Annotated in this window: 18 protein-coding genes; 12 read left to right on the top strand and 6 right to left on the bottom strand. The window is 60.4% G+C overall.

The features are described from left to right. The first annotated feature begins 65 nt into the window (after positions 1-65). From B0G77_RS31260 to B0G77_RS31225, 8 genes are all read left to right on the top strand, one after another. Positions 66-350, top strand: a complete 285-nt coding sequence (locus B0G77_RS31260) for a hypothetical protein (protein ID WP_133665742.1) — start codon at positions 66-68, stop codon at positions 348-350. Between the two features lie 599 nt (positions 351-949). Then, positions 950-3,328 (top strand): DNA polymerase II, encoded by a 2,379-nt coding sequence (locus B0G77_RS31255; RefSeq protein WP_133665741.1) that lies wholly within the window; start codon positions 950-952, stop codon positions 3,326-3,328. Positions 3,329-3,449: 121 nt separating this feature from the next. Beyond that, entirely contained in the window at positions 3,450-4,367 is a 918-nt protein-coding gene (locus B0G77_RS31250) for a LysR substrate-binding domain-containing protein (RefSeq protein ID WP_133665740.1), read from the top strand. Between the two features lie 587 nt (positions 4,368-4,954). Next, a complete protein-coding gene (locus tag B0G77_RS31245; RefSeq protein WP_133665739.1) occupies positions 4,955-6,394 on the top strand; it encodes a gamma-aminobutyraldehyde dehydrogenase in 1,440 nt (479 codons plus the stop codon). Between the two features lie 154 nt (positions 6,395-6,548). Further along, on the top strand, positions 6,549-8,066 hold the full coding sequence (locus B0G77_RS31240) for an amino acid permease (RefSeq protein WP_133665738.1): 1,518 nt from the start codon (positions 6,549-6,551) through the stop codon (positions 8,064-8,066). A 170-nt stretch (positions 8,067-8,236) separates the two neighbouring features. Continuing rightward, positions 8,237-8,791, top strand: coding sequence for a fasciclin domain-containing protein (locus B0G77_RS31235; RefSeq protein ID WP_133665737.1), 555 nt, complete (start codon positions 8,237-8,239; stop codon positions 8,789-8,791). A 223-nt stretch (positions 8,792-9,014) separates the two neighbouring features. Then, positions 9,015-9,293: a hypothetical protein gene (locus B0G77_RS31230; protein WP_243751411.1), complete on the top strand. Its 279-nt coding sequence runs from the start codon at positions 9,015-9,017 to the stop codon at positions 9,291-9,293. 222 nt (positions 9,294-9,515) lie between these two features. Beyond that, on the top strand, positions 9,516-10,034 hold the full coding sequence (locus B0G77_RS31225; RefSeq protein WP_133665735.1) for a rhodanese-like domain-containing protein: 519 nt from the start codon (positions 9,516-9,518) through the stop codon (positions 10,032-10,034). A 44-nt stretch (positions 10,035-10,078) separates the two neighbouring features. Here the strand turns inward: B0G77_RS31225 and B0G77_RS31220 are convergent, their stop codons facing one another. Continuing rightward, a complete protein-coding gene (locus tag B0G77_RS31220) occupies positions 10,079-10,351 on the bottom strand; it encodes a hypothetical protein (protein ID WP_133665734.1) in 273 nt (90 codons plus the stop codon). Between the two features lie 237 nt (positions 10,352-10,588). Here B0G77_RS31220 and B0G77_RS31215 point away from each other — a divergent pair, with 237 nt between their 5' ends. Continuing rightward, complete coding sequence (locus tag B0G77_RS31215; protein ID WP_133665733.1) at positions 10,589-10,792, top strand: cold-shock protein; 204 nt, start codon at positions 10,589-10,591, stop codon at positions 10,790-10,792. 147 nt (positions 10,793-10,939) lie between these two features. Then, positions 10,940-12,025: an IS630 family transposase gene (locus B0G77_RS31210; RefSeq protein WP_133666955.1), complete on the top strand. Its 1,086-nt coding sequence runs from the start codon at positions 10,940-10,942 to the stop codon at positions 12,023-12,025. On the opposite strand, the gene B0G77_RS31205 is transcribed toward B0G77_RS31210, so the two are convergent. The 4 genes from B0G77_RS31205 to B0G77_RS31190 form a co-directional block, all read right to left on the bottom strand. After that, positions 12,022-12,282, bottom strand: coding sequence for a DUF2866 domain-containing protein (locus B0G77_RS31205; RefSeq protein WP_133665732.1), 261 nt, complete (start codon positions 12,280-12,282; stop codon positions 12,022-12,024). The two genes, B0G77_RS31210 and B0G77_RS31205, sit on opposite strands and share 4 nt — an antisense overlap. Before the next feature lie 358 nt (positions 12,283-12,640). After that, positions 12,641-13,276 (bottom strand): H-NS histone family protein, encoded by a 636-nt coding sequence (locus B0G77_RS31200; RefSeq protein WP_133665731.1) that lies wholly within the window; start codon positions 13,274-13,276, stop codon positions 12,641-12,643. Between the two features lie 299 nt (positions 13,277-13,575). Then, positions 13,576-14,649, bottom strand: a complete 1,074-nt coding sequence (locus B0G77_RS31195; protein ID WP_133665730.1) for a DUF6765 family protein — start codon at positions 14,647-14,649, stop codon at positions 13,576-13,578. Positions 14,650-14,856: 207 nt separating this feature from the next. Beyond that, entirely contained in the window at positions 14,857-15,456 is a 600-nt protein-coding gene (locus B0G77_RS31190) for a J domain-containing protein (protein ID WP_208116568.1), read from the bottom strand. Positions 15,457-15,735: 279 nt separating this feature from the next. Between B0G77_RS31190 and B0G77_RS31185 the strand changes: the two genes are divergently transcribed. Next, positions 15,736-16,146, top strand: a complete 411-nt coding sequence (locus tag B0G77_RS31185; protein ID WP_133665728.1) for a RidA family protein — start codon at positions 15,736-15,738, stop codon at positions 16,144-16,146. Between the two features lie 124 nt (positions 16,147-16,270). Further along, positions 16,271-16,564 (top strand): hypothetical protein, encoded by a 294-nt coding sequence (locus B0G77_RS31180; protein WP_133665727.1) that lies wholly within the window; start codon positions 16,271-16,273, stop codon positions 16,562-16,564. 233 nt (positions 16,565-16,797) lie between these two features. Here B0G77_RS31180 and B0G77_RS31175 read toward each other — a convergent pair whose 3' ends face one another. After that, positions 16,798-17,664 (bottom strand): hypothetical protein, encoded by an 867-nt coding sequence (locus tag B0G77_RS31175; RefSeq protein WP_133665726.1) that lies wholly within the window; start codon positions 17,662-17,664, stop codon positions 16,798-16,800. Between the last annotated feature and the right edge of the window lie 333 nt (positions 17,665-17,997).

The raw sequence follows: 17,997 nt of genomic DNA, 5'->3' as shown, positions 1-17,997 counted from the left end.
TCTAAAATCCGCGTCGTTCGCCATTGTCTGGCACCCGCCAGAAGTGAGCAGGGCAGGAGAACTCCATGAAACGCACTACCCTTTTTCTGGCAGTGGGCATTTCCGCTGCGTGCGCATCCAGCGCGGCTTTTGCTCATGCGGACATCGGAGTGTTTCTGGGTGTTCCGGGCCCCGTCTATGTCGCACCACCACCGGTCGTGTACCAGGCGCCGCCGGTGGTGTACGCGCCAGCCCCGGTCTACGGCTACGGTTACCGCTATGAAGGGGATTACGGTGACGAGCGCCGGTGGCATGACCACGGCCGCCACCGTGGATGGGAACACCATCATCATGGTGACGATGAGGACTGATTCACCGATGGCTGCGCCCCCTAGCGACTGAATGCTCGCGGACGGGATTCGACGCGCACCCAGATCGGGTGTTCATCCCGGCATCGACACGCTTTCCTGGGCAATACGGAGGGCGGTCGAAATGTGCATCTTTAATCTTCTTGATGGAAAGGTCACTCTGGGCAAGCGCCGCCCGCGTCAGAACCTTGACCGACGGAGTTGCCCAAAGCGTCTCGCCTGCCGCCAGACTTATCCACTATTTTTGTTGGCAAGGGTGTGGACAACCTGGTGACATAGGCAGCAACTGCTTGATACCACAGCGAAATCCGCACCCGTCTTCAGTAGCGGCAGCGCAGGCGTACAGTTGTCGCGGCACCGTCAGAAGTCCGCACACCAGCCGTGCAGAGCCGTAACGCCCGAGGAGACGAAAGACCCTGCCGGTGCCGAATTCGCCACGCGCGGCAAATCCAGTTCTGTTTCGCTTCCGCCGCTATCACTACCCGTCGCAGACGCATCGCCCGACACATCGCCAACACCTTGGTCGGCGCCCGTGGGCGGCTCGTCAAATCAGGCGCGGCCTGTAAAATCCCTCAGGATCGTGGCGTTTCGAGGTACTGGTTTTGACTGAGCTTCGGCAGGGGTTTCTTCTGACCCGGCATTGGCGGGACACGCCCGCGGGAACGGAGGTGGAGTTCTGGCTGGCAACCGACAGCGGGCCCCGGCGCATCCGGCTGCGTCCACAACCGTCGGTGGCGTTCATTCCCGCCGAACAGCGAGAGCGTGCGGAGACCGTGCTGCGCGGTGAGTCGCAGGTCGAACTGCGCCCGCTCGGCCTGCACGATTTCCATCATCGGCCCGTGCTGGGCCTCTACTGTCAGCAGTACCGGCAACTCACGGGAATCGCGAGAAAACTGAAGCAGGGTGGCGTCGATATCTACGAGGCGGACATTCAGCCGCCCGAACGCTACATCATGGAGCGCTTCGTGACGGCACCCATCTGGTTCGGCGGCGCCGAAAACGGCGAAGGCCCGCTGCTGAACAGCGAAATGAAACCCGCGCCGGACTATCGCCCCAAGCTGAAACTGGTATCGCTCGACATCGAAACGAGCGCACAGGGCGAACTGTATTCGATTGCGCTGGAGGGTTGTGGTCAGCGCCAGGTGTACATGCTCGGCCCGATCAACGGTCCCATCGACGGCGACGACAATCCGCCCGACTTCGATCTCGAGTACTGCGACACTCGCCCGCAAATGCTCGAGCGCCTGAATGACTGGCTGCGTCTTCATGACCCGGATGCGATTATCGGCTGGAACGTCGTGCAGTTCGATCTGCGCGTTCTGCAAAAGCATTCGGAAGAGTACCGCGTCCCCCTGCGTCTTGGCCGCGATGGCGCGGTGATGGAATGGCGGGAGCATGGTCAAAGCCAGGGCCATTTCTTCGCCTCCGCAGCGGGCCGGTTGATCATCGACGGCATCGAGGCGCTGAAATCCGCGACCTGGAGCTTTCCATCTTTCAGCCTGGAATACGTGGCGCAAGCGCTCCTGGGCGAAGGCAAGGCGAGCAGCAATCCCTACGACAGGATGGATGAAATCCAGCGCCGCTTCGACGAAGACAAACCGGCACTCGCGCGCTACAACCTGAAAGACTGCGAACTCGTGACCCGCATCTTCGCGAAAGCGGAGCTTCTGCACTTCCTGCTCGAGCGAGCCGCAGTCACGGGTTTGCCCGCCGACCGTAGCGGCGGATCGGTGGCTGCGTTCACTCATCGCTATATGCCGCTCATGCATCGTCTGGGTTACGTCGCGCCGAATCTCGGCGATGTGGCGGGAGCGCCGAGTCCAGGCGGCTTTGTCATGAACTCGCGGCCCGGCCTGTATGACTCGGTGCTGGTGCTGGACTACAAGAGCCTGTATCCGTCCATCATTCGCACCTTCCTGATCGACCCTGTCGGGTTGGTGGAAGGCTCGCGCGATCCTGAAGGTAGAGACTCTGTGCCGGGCTTTCTTGGCGCACGCTTTTCGCGCGGCAAACACTGCCTGCCGTCCATCGTGGGCCAGATCTCGGAGGGACGCGAAGCCGCCAAGCGCGAGCAGAACAAGCCGCTTTCTCAAGCGCTGAAGATCATCATGAATTCCTTCTACGGCGTGCTCGGCTCGACCGGATGCCGGTTCTTCGATCCGCGCCTTGCGTCGTCGATTACGATGCGGGGTCATGAAATCATGCACAGGACACGCGAGCTGATCGAAGCCGAAGGCTACGAAGTGATTTACGGCGACACGGATTCGACGTTCGTCAGGCTCAAGCACGCGCACAACGAAGAAGACGCTGCACTCATTGGCCGCGCCCTCGTTGAACGCATCAATCAGCGCTGGAAAAGCGACCTGCAGGAGCAATTTGGCCTTGAGAGCGCGCTTGAACTGCAGTTCGAGCGGCACTATCGGCGATTTTTCATGCCCACGATCCGCGGCACGGAAGAGGGAAGCAAGAAGCGTTATGCCGGACTCACCGTCCTGCCTGACGGCAGCGAGGACGTGGTCTACAAGGGACTCGAAACAGTCCGCACCGACTGGACTCCGCTCGCTCAGCGATTCCAGCAGGAATTGTATTTGCGCATCTTCAAAGAGCAGCCTTATCAGGAATACATCCGCGACTACGTCCGTCGTCTGCTGACTGGCGAATTCGACGAGTTGCTGGTTTACCGGAAGCAGTTGCGAAGGCCGCTTGGCGAATACGAACGAAACGTGCCCCCGCACGTACGCGCGGCGCGCGCCGCCGATGAGTTCAATCGCAGGCAGGGACGCCCTCTTCAATATCAACGAGGCGGCTGGATAAGCTACGTAATGACCGGTTCAGGACCGGAGCCGCTCGAAACGCTAAGCTCAGAGATCGACTACGAGCACTATCTGACCCGCCAGTTGCAACCCATTGCAGACGCGATCCTTCCTTTGTTGCGGGACGATTTCCTCACGCTGACGTCGGGCCAGCAGCAACTCTTTTGAAGCGGGGTACGCGCTGAGTCGTCAACAGCGCGTCGAGTCAGCGGAACAAGGCAGCCGTGAGTGGTATCGATATGATTTGGCTCCGCTATAGTCTGGGCTTTACCGCCAACATCGAAGCCCCATGTCCCTCTCACTCCGAAGCGTGCGCTATTTCATCGCCGTGGCCGAAGCGGAATCGATCACGGGCGCGACGCAATCGCTCAATATTTCGCAATCGGTGGTCACCGACGCCATCAAGGGCCTCGAAACCGAACTCGGTGCACAGCTGTTCGTGCGGCGAGCGCGCGGTATGGTGCTCACGCATGCCGGCCACCAGTTTCTGCGCCACGCGCATCAGATTCTGGCCACCGTGCGCAACGCGCAGCAGGCGATGTCATCACGGCCCGACACCGTGAGCGGGCGGCTGAATATCGGCGTCACCACAATGGTGACGGGCTATTTCCTGCCCTATCTGCTGGACCACTACCGGCGGGTGTTTCCCAAAGTCCAGGTCAACGTGATCGAAGACCAGCGCGAATATATCGAGCATCTGCTGGTGAACGGCGAACTCGATGTGGCCGTGCTGATCGTGTCGAACATCGAGAACACTCAGGCACTCGAAACCGAATCGCTTGTCACCGCTGCCTGGCGGCTCTGGCTTCCGGCCAATCACGCGTTGCGGGGACTCGGCAGCATTTCGCTGCGTGAGATCGCCGACGAAGCGATGATTATGCTCAAGGTCGACGAACTCGAAGACAGCACCACGGCCTGGTGGCGTGCCGCCGGCCTCAGGCCGAACGTGGTGATGCGCACGGCGTCGGTCGAGGCGGTGCGCAGCCTCGTCGCGACCGGCTCCGGACTGTCGATTCTTCCTGACGTGCTCTATCGGCCGTGGTCACTCGACGGCGACCGGCTCGAAGCGCGCAATATCATGGAGGAAATGCCCAGGGTCGATATCGGGATCGCCTGGCGACGCGGGCTCACACAGTCCGAAACGGCACAGAATTTCCTCATCGTGGCCCGCGAACACACCCGCGGACACGCGAAATCTGCAATCTAGAAACGCGATATAACGCCATTCGCGTTCTGTTTTATCGAATCGACGTGACTGCGTCGTGCCTGGCTACAGGGTAATCCCGCGGGTCTCAAGCATTTCTCAGAACGCTTCAATCTATGCCGGGTTCCGCCGCGTCAGTTGCATGGCGCCCCAAAGGCCTTACCCACATGACTTCGGTCGACAAACCGCGCGGCTGCGACCCGCATATGTGCACATCGATGCGCGCAAATGGTGCACATCGTTCGGATTTGCCGATGGCTCATATCTGCAATTCGGGCTAGCCGTCAAAAAAATCGCAACCCTAGAATCCATTCACGAACTCATCAATTGGCGCATGTCTCGATAGCCAATCCGGCAAACGGTTCTTGCGCACCGAATACGCGTTAGCACACACGCAGTACTTCACGACAGCGGCTGAAGCCTCGTTTCACTTCACGGCGATAACGCCACCAGGCGCCACCGTGGAGACAGCACTGACCGCGCAGTACCGAAGCACTCTGAAACAGCGAAAGGCACCAGCATGACCGGCAGCAAGACGCGCCGCCAAAGCGGGCGCGGCACTCATTTCACCCGTCAAGAGAGACAGATAGATGGAACACACCGTGCAGACCAGCCTCCTGATCGGCGGCGACTTCGTTCCCGGTGAAGGCGCAGTCGAAGACGTTCTAAACCCGGCGACCGGAGACACCATCGCGCGTATCGCCGAGGCCTCGGTGGAACAGGTGCAGGCGGCTGTCAACGCCGCGAACCGGGCCTTCCCCGCGTGGGCGAGGACCGTGCCCAGGGATCGGGCCAACCTGCTGCTCAAGCTCGCCGACGCCATCGAGGCGTGCTCGACCGAATTCGCACGGCTTGAATCGCTAAACTGCGGCAAGCCTTATCTGGCCGCCCTCAACGACGAAATCCCCGCTGTCGCCGACGTGTTCCGTTTCTTTGCAGGCGCGTGCCGCACGCAGCACGGTCAGCTTGCCGGCGAATATTTGCCAGGTTATACCAGCATGGTGCGACGCGATCCGCTTGGGGTAGTGGCGTCGATCGCGCCGTGGAACTACCCGCTGATGATGGCCGCATGGAAGCTTGCGCCAGCCGTTTCGGCCGGCAATACCGTGGTGCTGAAGCCGTCCGAGCAGACGCCGCTCACCACACTCAAGCTTGCCGAGCTCATCGCGACGATTTTCCCGGCTGGCGTCATCAATGTTGTCATCGGGCGCGGCGAAACGGTCGGCGCGCCACTGATCGCGCAGCCTCAAGTGCGCATGATCTCGATTACCGGCGATATCTCGACCGGCCAAAGAATTCTTGAGGCGGCATCGCGGTCGGTCAAGCGTACCCATCTGGAGCTGGGCGGCAAGGCGCCGGTAATCGTCTTCGACGATGCCGACCTCGTGCAGGTCGTCGAAGGACTCCGCACGTTTGGTTACTACAACGCCGGGCAGGACTGCACTGCCGCCTGTCGCGTGTACGCAGGACCCAGGATCTACGAGAAGCTCGTCGCGGATCTTTCCAGCGCGGTCAGCACGATCCGCTTTGGCGAGCAGCACATGGAAGGCGTCGAAATGGGCCCGCTCATTTCGGAGCGCCAGAGAAACCGCGTAGCCAGTTTCGTCGAGCGGGCCGCGAGCCAGAGCCATATCGAAGTCACGACAGGCGGCAAGGCAGCCAGTTCACGCGGCTTCTTCTATGAGCCCACGGTCATTGCGGGAGCACAGCAGACAGACGAAATCGTGCGGCGCGAGGTGTTTGGTCCCGTGGTCTCGGTGACCCGCTTCGACGACACCGAGCAGGCGATCGCATGGGCCAACGACTCGGACTTCGGGCTCGCGAGCTCCGTGTGGACCCACGACGTCAGCAAGGCGTACAAGGTCGCGTCTGAATTGCAGTACGGCTGCACATGGATCAACACGCATTTCATGCTGGTCAGCGAAATGCCGCACGGTGGGATGAAGCGCTCGGGCTATGGCAAGGACATGTCGGTCTACGCACTTGAGGACTACACCTGCGTGCGTCATGTCATGGCGAAGTTCGAGTGATGCTCGCGTAGCGTCCCCGGGATGATTCGACGGCGACGACAGCGAGTGCCCGTGTCGTTAGTCCGCAGCAATGGTGTTCCGCGCTCCGGTCGTTTTCGCCGGTGTGCTTTCTTGTTCTTCAACCTTTGCAGTCCAACCTGGCAAGAGGAAAATCATGGAACCAGTCTATAAGGCCGGCGATCTAGCCGCGCTTGATCATGACGCAAGGCAACTGCAAAGCATGGGCTACAGGCAGGAGCTCGCCCGCCGCATGAGCGGCTTTTCGAACTTCGCGATTTCGTTTTCGATCATCTGTATCCTCGCGGGCGGCATCACCGCCTTTCCGCAGGCACTGAGCGCTGCTGGTGGTGCGTCGATCGGCATCGGCTGGCCGGTGGGCGCACTCTTCGCGATGGTCGTCGCGGCTTCGATGGCGCAGATTGCTTCGTCCTATCCGACGGCCGGCGGCCTTTACCACTGGAGCTCGATTCTCGGTAACAAGGGCTGGGGCTGGGCGACGGCGTGGTTCAATCTGCTGGGTTTGATTTTCGTGGTCGCGTCGGTGAATTTTGGCGTCTACGATCCGTTCTTCAAAACCCTGATTGCGCCGCTTCTCGGTATTAATCCCGACTCGCTGACGTTCTGGCATCAGACCGCGTTCATTGCGGCGGTAACGCTTAGCCAGGCATGGCTTAACCACAGCGGCATCAAGATCACGACGCTCCTGACCGATATCTCGGGCTATCTGATCTTCGCGATCGCCGTGATACTGACGCTTGCGCTGCTCGGCTTTTCAAAGACGCCCTTCGATTTTGGCCGGCTTGTCGACTTCACCAACTTCACAGGCTTCGACGGCGGTGCATGGCCTAAGCAAGGCATGTTTGCAGCGTTTCTTTCCGGCTTGTTGCTGACGATCTACACCATCACGGGATTCGACGCCTCGGCGCACACCTCCGAAGAAACGCACAATGCCGCGCGCAACGTACCGAAGGGTATGTTGCGTTCGGTGTGGTGGTCGGCGTTGTTCGGCTACATCATGGTCTGCGCGTTCCTGCTCGTGATGCCGGACATCAAGGAAGGCGTCAAGGCTGGCGGCGGCTTCTTCAACGCGCTGCTGGGCACCTTGCCGACGTGGTTGCGCGTGCCGCTTGGTATCGGCATTTTCCTGTCGAACTATCTGTGCGGCCTTGCGTGCCTGACCTCGTGCTCGCGGATGATGTACGCCTTTGCCCGCGACGGCGGATTGCCGGCATCGAACTGGCTGAAGAAAGTCAACGACAGGCATTGCACGCCGGGCGCTGCAATCTGGACTTCAGCGATCCTCGCCATCGCGGCGACGCTTTATGGCGACGCGTTTGCGGTGCTCTCGACCGGCAGCGCGGTGTTCCTGTATGTGTCGTACGTGATGCCTGTCGCGGCTGGACTTGGCGCGGAAGGCAAGACGTGGGTGCGCAAGGGACCGTTCAACCTCGGCATGTGGTCGAAACCGATTGCGCTGCTTGCGGTGCTGGGTGGCGCGGTGCTTGTGTATGTCGGGATTCAACCGCCCAACCAGAAGGTGCTGTACATCAGCCTGATGCTGATCGCCGTGATGGCCCTCTGCTGGTATGGCCTTGGCGTGCGCAACCGCTTCGCGGGGCCGCCCCAGGTCAAGAGCGATATGGCGGGAAACGTGGAAATCGCCAACCCCTGAGGCAATTTTTGCCGGCGCCCGCCACGAACACATAGAGGGAGTGGCGGGCCGGTGGCGCCGGCCACCTCCGCAACAAGCCGTCTGTGTTTCTACTGCATCCAGGTCTCCACATCCCCCGTATATGCGGTCAGGGCAGCGCAATCACGCGTTGCATCTTCAGGAGATCTGCAATGAAAATCTCGACCCTATGCTCTGCCGTCGCGTTATCGATCGCCATGTCCAGCGCCTTCGCGGCCGGCGAGGCGGTGGTGGTGGGCGGACAGGCGATGTACCCCACGAAAGACATCGTAGATAACGCGGTGAACTCTGCCGACCACACGACGCTAGTCGCGGCGGTCAAAGCAGCGGGCCTTGTGGACACACTGAAAGGCGCTGGTCCGTTTACCGTCTTCGCGCCGACTAATGAAGCGTTTGCAGCATTGCCGCCGGGCACGGTCGAAAGCCTCGTCAAGCCTGAAAACAAGGCAACGCTGACCAGCATCCTGACCTATCACGTCCTCCCCGGGCGCTATGACTTTCGCAAACTGGACCAGGCGATCAAAGCCGGCGGCGGCAAAGCCGAGCTGAAGACGGTCAACGGCGAGACACTCACGTTCTCCGAAAACGGCCCGCACAACATCGTCGTCGCGGATGCAGCCGGACATACCGCCGCCATTTCCACCTACGACGTCTTCCAAAGCAACGGCGTCATCATGGTGGTCGACAAGGTGTTGATGCCGAAATAAGCCTGCACCTCCCATGAAGCCAGAGGTTAGCTTGCCGCACTGCGCTGTCATTTCGGGCATCGAAAGACGGCTGGACGGTACCTCCCGCAACGCGATCAAGTAGACGTTTCTTCTGTCTTCAGGGGCCTCGCTGCGCTTCGCCGCCGCGCAACGAGCCCTGCCCTGGCGGCGTATCAACCTTGACGCATGTTTGCGCGAGGTTCGCCGGAGAAGCATCATGGAAATGGTCACGTTTAAAGTCATGCTGGCCTGCGCTGCCGCTTTGCCCGTCTTCCTTTCGACGGCTGCATTCGCACAAGGTGGAGGAAACGGACAGGGAGGAACGGGTGGCGGAAACGCTCACGGCGCCGCGACGGCAGGCATGACCTACCACGGCGACCCTGTTTCGAGTCCGTGGACCGCGATGCCCGGCAAGATCACCGGCAGCGCATGGGAAACCGATACAGGTGCAAAAACGATGTCGCCTGACGATACCGCCAAACAGGCAAAAGTCAGTCAGTGAGATCCTGTGGATCCGCCGGGCCCGCCACTACGAAAAGGAAATCGAATTGCGGTCTTGCCCGGCATTGTGGTCTGGCGGGTGCGCCCGTCCTGTCATCCCGTGCGGCGATCCGTCGGCGACGCGATTCATGTGGATCGCGACAGTGCGCGCGCCGCTCGCCGCATGCGGGGCTCGAACGCTTCGACCCGCCTGTCGAATATTCCGAACCTACCGTAGTGCCGAATGGACGCTCCGCGCCTGTCCTACCCCATGCGATACTCACTACGCACGGCACCGCAGTTCCGGCGTTGGCCTGCGCGCGCAGGGATCTCACCCGAACAGCTTCAGACGATGATGCGTTCAGCTTCGCCACCCGTCATTCTGGACGCACGGCCGGAAGCCGTTCGAAATCAGCAGTCACGACAAATACCCGGCGCCTTACCTCTGGATCTGGGTTCGCCCGACAGGGTGAACGACGCGCTGCTCGCGCACGACATCGTTGTCTACTGCGTCTGCCCGAACGATGCGGCTGCAAGGGAAATCACCGAACAGATGTACCGCAAGGGCTTCAAACGGATACGCGCGCTGAAGGGCGGGCTGGATGCATGGCAGCGACGCGGATACCCTGTCGAGCCGTCGTGGCAGCCTGCGGGCAAACCTCCGGGCAGAGTGCGCGGAGCGCGGCCTGCCGATGAAAGCCGCGAGGAAGTGACGCTAAGAAGCTTTGCTCCCAGACAGGCTAAACCGCGCAGCGTAGAGTAGCGGCCCACGCGCTGCGTTTCGTCGGAAGTTGATGTCTGCAAGACCTACTGATAAGCCTTTCCGAGCCAAGGTCCCCAGCCGGTGCCTTCAACCCTGAAGCGCGAGTACGTTGCGCTTTGCCCCGTGGGCGTGTCCGACGTGTCGTCGAAGGCCTTTAGATCGGTCGTGTGAAGTACGAAGGCCTGCTGGTCGTCCGTGTCGATCGTCACGCGTCCGATGGGCTCCGCGCCGCCTTTGTGTTTCGACTCAAGTATTGCGAGGTAAGGGGTCAACCGCCCCCAGAATGAGGTTAGTTCTTCCTGCCGATAATCTGTCATGTAGTTCCTGGAAAGTGAGGCGCAGTGTACCCTACTGTGCCCCTCTTCCCGTCCTCGGGCAGAAAGACGGCGCAAATGCGGACTGCGCACTACCCGTAAACATGCTGATTGGCGTCTGTCACAAAGGCGTGGTACAACTCACGCTTCGCGATTCTGTCGTGCTGTGCGACAGGCTGTAAAACACGGTTTGTGAAACACGGCGCCCGCGAAAAACGCAAAACATTTACTGGATTAAAAATGGCAACAGGTATTGTGAAGTGGTTCAACGATGCAAAGGGTTTTGGCTTCATCACGCCGGACGGCGGTGGCGAAGACCTCTTCGCACATTTCTCTGAAGTCCAGGGAAGCGGCTTCAAGTCGCTGCAGGAAAACCAGAAAGTGAGCTTCGAAGTGAAGCAGGGGCCGAAGGGCAAGCAGGCCGCGAACATCCAGCCGCTGTAACCCGCCGAAACGCTCGTGTCAAAGCAGATGGCCCGCTTTTGCGGGCCATCTGCTTTTCACAATCTAGTGTATCGTTCGATTCTTGGTGGAACTTAAATGAATTGTGTCGCTCCAATGCTCTACTTCGGTTTGGATTGGAGAAAACAATTGCGAGTTGCGCCGGTTGTTGTGTTGAGCGAGGAGCAGGAAGCCGAGTTGACCAAGCTCGTTCGTTCCAAGCGGACGAGCGTGCGTCTGTCGCAGCGCGCACGAATTGTTCTACTGGCCGCACAGGGCCTGCAGAACAAGGACATCGCTGAGCAACTGGGCATTGGTCGCGTGCAGGTTTCGCGCTGGCGCGAGCGCTATGTTGAGTCTGGCCTTGAAGGCATCGAACGCGACTTGCCGCGCGGCGCCCCGCCATTGAAGGTAGACGTTCAGAAGCTGGTTGAACTGACCACGCAAAGCAAGCCCATGGCAGCCACGCACTGGAGCACGCGCAAGATGGCTGCCGAGCTGGGCGTCAGCGCCAGCACCGTGATGCGGCATTGGCAAGCCAATGGGCTGAAACCGCACATCGTTCGAGGCTTCAAGGTATCGCGCGACCCAAAATTCGTTGAGAAGCTCGAAGACATCGTGGGCCTGTACATGTCTCCGCCCGAGCACGCCCTGGTGCTGTGCTGCGACGAGAAGAGCCAGGTACAGGCGCTGGACAGGACGCAGCCTGGCTTACCTCTGAAGAAGGGGCGTGCGCAGACGATGACGCACGACTACAAACGCCACGGCACGACCACGCTGTTTGCAGCGCTCAACGTGCTCGATGGGCAAGTGATCGGCCAATGCCAGCAGCGACACACTCATGCCGAGTGGCTGAAGTTCTTGCGCCAGATTGATCGCCAAACGCCCAAGGGCAAGACGCTGCACCTGATTGCCGACAACTACGCCACGCACAAGCACCCGGCGGTACAGGAGTGGCTGGCCAGGCACCCGAGGTTCAACATGCACTTCACACCGACCTCGGCGTCGTGGCTGAACATGGTCGAGCGGTTCTTCCGAGACATCTCCGAGAACCGGTTGCGCCGCGGCGTGTTCACCAGCGTGCCCGAACTCGTGACCGCCATCGGCGAATACGTCGCCCATCACAACACCGACCCCAAGCCATTCATCTGGACCAAGACCGCGCGCGACATCCTGCAGAAGGTCATTCGAGCCAACTCGCGCTTAAGTTCCAAACAGAACGGAACACTGCACTAGATCTCTTCGCCCAATTGCCGGATACGCCGGCCGGGCACATGGGACAAAAGCGTTGCAATGATCTCCGCGGCCGTGCTCTCCGCCGGAACGACACGTCGACACGCGTCCGGCTCGGTCGGCAGCGACCATTCGACGACGCGGTACGGACGCCCCCAGGGCGGCTCAAACGCCTCGGATATCGTGCATGTCTGGGTCGCAAAACCGCGCTGTGCGCTGGACATCGCACGTAACTGTTTCCGCACATCGTCCTGAACCATCGTCGACCTCCGTTTGGCTACGCATCGTTTCACTTCGACCGCCCCGTGAAATGCGCGCGTTGGATGAAAGCGCCGCCGGTGGGCTAGCGGCTCAACAGGGACTGAGCGATGGTCGCCGTAAACAATTAAGCCAGCCTTAAAATCATGGCAAGGGAGGCTATCGACGGCGCTATGCGGGAGATGTTACGAATCGTGACTTCAGCGCGTGCGGGTAACTGCGCTATGCGGCCGCCTTGCCTGGTCAGGAGCACCCGCTTACCTGCGACCGGAAGGTCGTGGTTCAGGCGGCGACCATACATAAAGGGGCGTTGCACGGCGCGCCCTTCAGGTGGACGCGCCGCATACAGGACGACGCAGGTCAGGCCACCGAGGTGGCAGCCGCCTCCACCGAGCCCGAAAACTTGCCGCCAGCGGCCTTCTTCACGGCAGGCTTCCTGCCTTTTGCCTTGACTGCTGCTGTCGAGGGACCTTTCTTCGCAGCGGGCTGTTTCGCCATCGGTTTGCCAGCCGCGCTCTTTCCGGCTGCAGCCTTTTTGGCTGAAGCAACTTTCTTCGCTGCCACTTTCTTCACCGCGCTCTTCTTTGCAGCGCTCTTCTTTGTGGCAACTTTCGCCTTGGCAACAACTGCCGTATCGGCCGCAGCGCTTGCGGCATCAATCAGGAATTTTGACCTGTCCTTGACGTTCTTGATCCAGGCCGGGGGCCGGGCATGGCCACTCCAGGTAGCGCCCGACTTTGGATCACGGTACTTAGGCGGCAACTTGCCCTTGGTCGCCGCAGCCTTAACCTTGCCGTTGACAATGCGTCCGCTTGCGGCCTTTACGCGCTCCCTGCGGGCTTTTGCCTTTGCCTCGATGTCCTGTGTCGTCAAGCCATGCTTAAGCATGAGCTCGCGAATCTGGTCAAGGGCGGCCTGTGCGCGTCTGGCGATGAGAGCTTCGGCCTGAACCTGAAGCTTCTTCATGCGTGCCTGAATCTGTTCGAGCGTGGCCATATGCGCCTCCTTTTTGGGTTGAATGGACGCACTATGCCACGGGTAACGCTTAGGTAACAGAAAATCATCGAATTAATGGCGCCTTGACGCAACGGATTCGTGTCAATGTGCGTTGTGTCCAGCCTGATAAGACCTGCTTACGGCTCGCTCGCGCAGACCAATAAGGCATTCTGCTTTAAGGCCCACGAAGTTAAAGCGAATTCCCTTGAAGCCTGGCTTTGAATGAGAAAGACCCGGTAATAAAGTGCTGCGCGCCATCGAGTGCAGATAGCGCCGCCGCTACTCGCCGTCTGAGAGGTTCAGGCGATACGCAATCCGTGAGCGGGCAGGATCTCCTGCGTGACGACAAAGCGGTGCTCTTTCACTGCATCATGAAAGCGCCGGTAATCGCTATTTTCAAAGGCAGGCGTCCATGCCGGCGGAAAGTCACCGTCGTCATCGGACTGCAAGCCCGTCGCGATGAATTTCCAGGAATCGACTCCCTTGGCGACATAGTCGGGAATGCGCTCCTTCAGGCCGGGTATCGTACCTTCCAGCACGGACTCGCACACTTTGCGAAGCCGTAGCAGCTCGTCGTCGTTATTGTTATTTGCAAGCAGCTTATAAAGCGCTGCCTTTACATCCGCCGGCAGCCCCGCTTGAGACTCGAAATCTTCTCGTCCCTCGACGAATGACTGAACGGCGCGGCATGCCATATCGGCCGCGCTGATGAACTCTTCGGGATTGCTCCTCTCAATCAGATCGCCTTTGCCGTCGACGTAGCTCCACTTTGCCGAAGGCAGGTCGGGATAGTGCAGTGCAGCGCCGTGGCCCAAGGGCAATGCCCTCGCCAGCACGTCACGCTGGATATCTTCGATGAGATGCCGGGTCATCTGCTCAAGATGCGACAGCCACTTTTGATGGGTGCAGTTCTCGGCATTCAGGCTCTTAACGCGGTTGAGGTCGCTTTCGATTCCGGAAAACCCCTGATGCGCCCAGGTATCGACGTAGCTGTGCAGCGTCACGCCAAGGCGATGTAGCGCGTTATCCGCCTGCCTTTGTCGAATCGCGCGTCGAACCACATCGCGCGCAACGCTGCTATCGGGACGGCACACCGCCCGTTCTTTCAACGTATCGCCCTCGCCGGCGGGCAGGAAATGGAATGGCGTCCACACAAGGCGGTTCTTGTCATCTTCCGTATTGGAATAGTCGAAGAGCTTGTGAGCGGTCGCGAAGCGCTCAAAGATCTCGCCCCCGGAAAACCGCAGGATTCCCGGTGTGGTCGCGTCGTCGACGTACTGGCAGGCGTGGGCTACCGTCAAGGCCTGCCCGGCTGGCAAACCGCCGACACGCGCGACGATGTACACCACGCCATAGTGGAAATCGATGTTCACCTGGCGTCTCCTGATGCGGATGCGAGTTAACGTGAGACGTCGCACGCCCGCTGCGCGAGCATTCCTGCAGACGAATCGAAACCCGCCGCACTACGTCATATGAGTGAGACGATCAAGAACGTTCAGACTTGAAAACCCGCCTTTAGTCACCGTAGCGCTAACTGGATCTCGATGCATGTCATCCATGACCCGGGCATCGCTGCCCGATCAAAGCCGCAGTCCGCTCAGAAACTGATACCACAGGGTCCCGATGGGATTCGCGAAAGCCTTGTGCGGATGAGCGTCGCCCGTCGCGGAAGCGGTCGCCGGCTCCTGCGATACCTCAGCGACCGAAGCCGCAGGCGCGACGGCGGCTTGCCGCGACGCATGGAGGGCCAGCACGCTATCGGCGATCTGGGCCGCCTGCTGAACCTCGCAGTCGTGTCCGATCAGCACGCCGAACACCACATCGCGGTTGTAGCTCTCTTCGGCAAAGCGCATCGCCAGCGCGACCATTTCGGCATAGGCAGCCTCGGCGGCAGCCCGGGCGGCGGCCTCGCGTTCGGCCTGTTCGCGTTCGGCCTGCTGCCGCGTGCTCTCCCAGCCGCGCATCTGCTCGGCGAAAACCGCGTCATAGATCTGACGTTGCGACGCATCGGAAAGAATGGCGTACGCATCCTTGATTTCCTGAAACGCGGCGCGTGCGGCATCCTCACGGCCGGCGTTGCGGTCGGGATGCCACCGCATCGCCGCCTTCCTGTATGCGCGCTTGATTTCATCCGCGGTGGCGTTTTCGTGCACACCGAGCAAGTCGTAGAGGGTTGCCATTGCCAGTCCGTCCTGAATCACGTTGCGAGCCATCGTAGCATGCGGGAAATGACGTTCCGTTACAGCGGCCCCGTCCAGCCCGTCGCCGTTGGACTTATCCCCACTTATTGTTCACAAGGCTGTGGACAACCTGGTTGCACACGCGGCAAGTGCATGACGCAAAACGGTTATCGATATCCGTCTCAAACTAAGGCGGCCCCCGCCAGCAGCCGGGTTTTTGGCGCGCTAACGTGCGGCATGCTCCACGTAAGGACCTGCCGATCAACAACGGAGACAGCGATGAGCCACGACCTCAAATTCTGGATGGTGCCAGGGGCACCGACGCCCGTCGGGCCCTTCTCCCATGCCACCGAATCCGATGGCTGGGTGTTCCTCACGGGCCAGATGCCCACCTCGCCCGACGACGACCAGGCCCCACTACCCGAAGGCGTCGTCGCTCAGACAAAACGCGTGATGGACAACCTGGTACTCGTCCTTCAGGGCCTTGATCTCGGCCTGGAACATGTCGTCGCCGCACGCATTTTCCTGACCGGGTTCAAGCGCGACTACGCGTCGATGAACCATACGTACCGCGCGTATTTCCCAAACGACGCGCTGCCTGCGAGGACCTGCATCGGCGTAACCGGTCTCGCGCGCGACGCGCTCGTCGAAATCGACTTCATCGCCAGAAGGCCGCCGCACGGGCTGTAGCGGGCAATATAGCCGTTACGTCGGGTTACGATTGACGCATCGCTGTTTCACCTGTGTCTGACGGCGACTCATAGACTTCGAGCCGTAGTCACCAACACCGCACTCGATGTGCAAGGAGAAACAGATGAACAAGAAGATCCTTGGAGCAGCACTTGGTCTTGCCGTGCTGGCAGCATCATCGGCGGCATCGGCGCATGTCGATGTCGCTATCGGGCTCGGCGTGCCCGGACCTGTGGTGTATGCGCCCGCGCCGCCTGTGTACGTCGCGCCCGCTCCTGTGCCGGTCGGCTACGTCGGCTATGAAGACTGGCGGACGCGTCAATGGCATGAACGCGAGTGGCGCGAGCGTCAATGGCGCCGCGACGAGTGGCGCGAACATGAATGGCGCGAGCGTCACGACGGCTGGCGCGGGTATTGAACCGGCACAGCCTGATGCCTCGCCTGCCTCGCGGCAGCGTCCGCAACGGCGAGGCCACGCGCTGCCGGCGACCTTCGAGGGTTGCTGGCAGCGCGCTCGACTTATCCCCACATTTTGTTGGCAAGGCTGTGGATATCCTGCGCACACTCACCCCAAGTATCTGACGCACAACGACTAACCATCGCCGTATGCAGCGCAGGCAACCGCGGCATGGCGTCCGCGATCCATCCTCGTTACCCTCGATACCGCTCGACCAGTTCCTCGCTCAGCACGCCATCCATGGCCACGCCTTCCAGGCGGGCCGTCGTTCTCCTGAGCCCGCCGACAAACGACCGCACGCTCTTCGGCGCCTGAACATACGTTGGGATGCGGACTTTGAGCGCGTAGCCCTCGTCGCTCAATGCAGCCAGCGTGCCATCCAGATGCTCGTGTCCAATCAGACAGTGGTCTTTCACCTTCTGGCGAAACAGAGGCCTCGGCGCGAGTTCGTCGCGATAGACCAGCACGGTGTCGACTTCAGGCAGCAAGGTCGGAATGCCATCGCTCCACACAGCGACTGAGCGCAGTGCGCCGTCCACCTTGAACATCATGATGCGTGGCACAAACACCGATTCGCCGAGTTCCGACTGCACGTCGGTCAGCGCATGGTTCCAGCGCCAGATTGCCTCGAGCTTCGCTTCGGGCAGGGACACACACGCAGCCTGCGCTTTCTGTCGCGGCAGGATGCTCTCATAGCCGAACGCGTTGCCGCGGTTCCAGCCCGCAAGGAACCCTTCCGTCGAATAGGGACCTGTGCCCATCCCGTTCATTTGGGGATCTTCGATCTGCGGCCTGAATCGTTCGACGAATGCGCGAACCTCCGGCTCGGCCTCGAGGCCGAATACGTGAGGCCGGAAGTAGTTCAGATTGAACGCGATGCGCTTAAGGACGTCTGGCTGCGATTCGTCGCGCTCAAATGCAAAGACGAAATACACGCCTGTGTCGCCGTTCCGGTACACCGCGCTATCGTTGATTTCGTAGTTCCTGCGCTTCCTGAACCACGCTTCGATTTCCTGACGGGCAACCTGAGTCACAAAAGAAAAATAGAGGTCGTAGCACATGGCGGATCAGTCCTTTCGCCGCAATCAGATGACTGGCGTGGATCACTTGGTAATGTCATCCAGAATATCGGCTCTCACGCGCCCGGCTTGAGGTCGCTCTTGATGCGTTGTGCGTGCCCTCCCACACTTCCTGTGAAAATGGGGGTTTTGCCCCTTACCGGAATCACACACTTATGACCGTTGCTGCCGCGTTCGCCCCGTTCCAAACCCTTGCAGAGGACATGATGCCCAACGCGAGCACGAATCCAGGCGACGGCTCGCACGATACTTCGCATCTTCAGCGGGTATGGAAAAACGCCGATTCTGGCGTCGATGGGCGGCAGTGCAGCAAGG

The organism is Paraburkholderia sp. BL10I2N1, assembly GCF_004361815.1.
Taxonomy (GTDB): Bacteria; Pseudomonadota; Gammaproteobacteria; order Burkholderiales; family Burkholderiaceae; genus Paraburkholderia.
The sequence above is the reverse complement of the archived record's forward strand: the minus strand, read 5'-3'. Positions and strand labels throughout refer to the sequence as shown.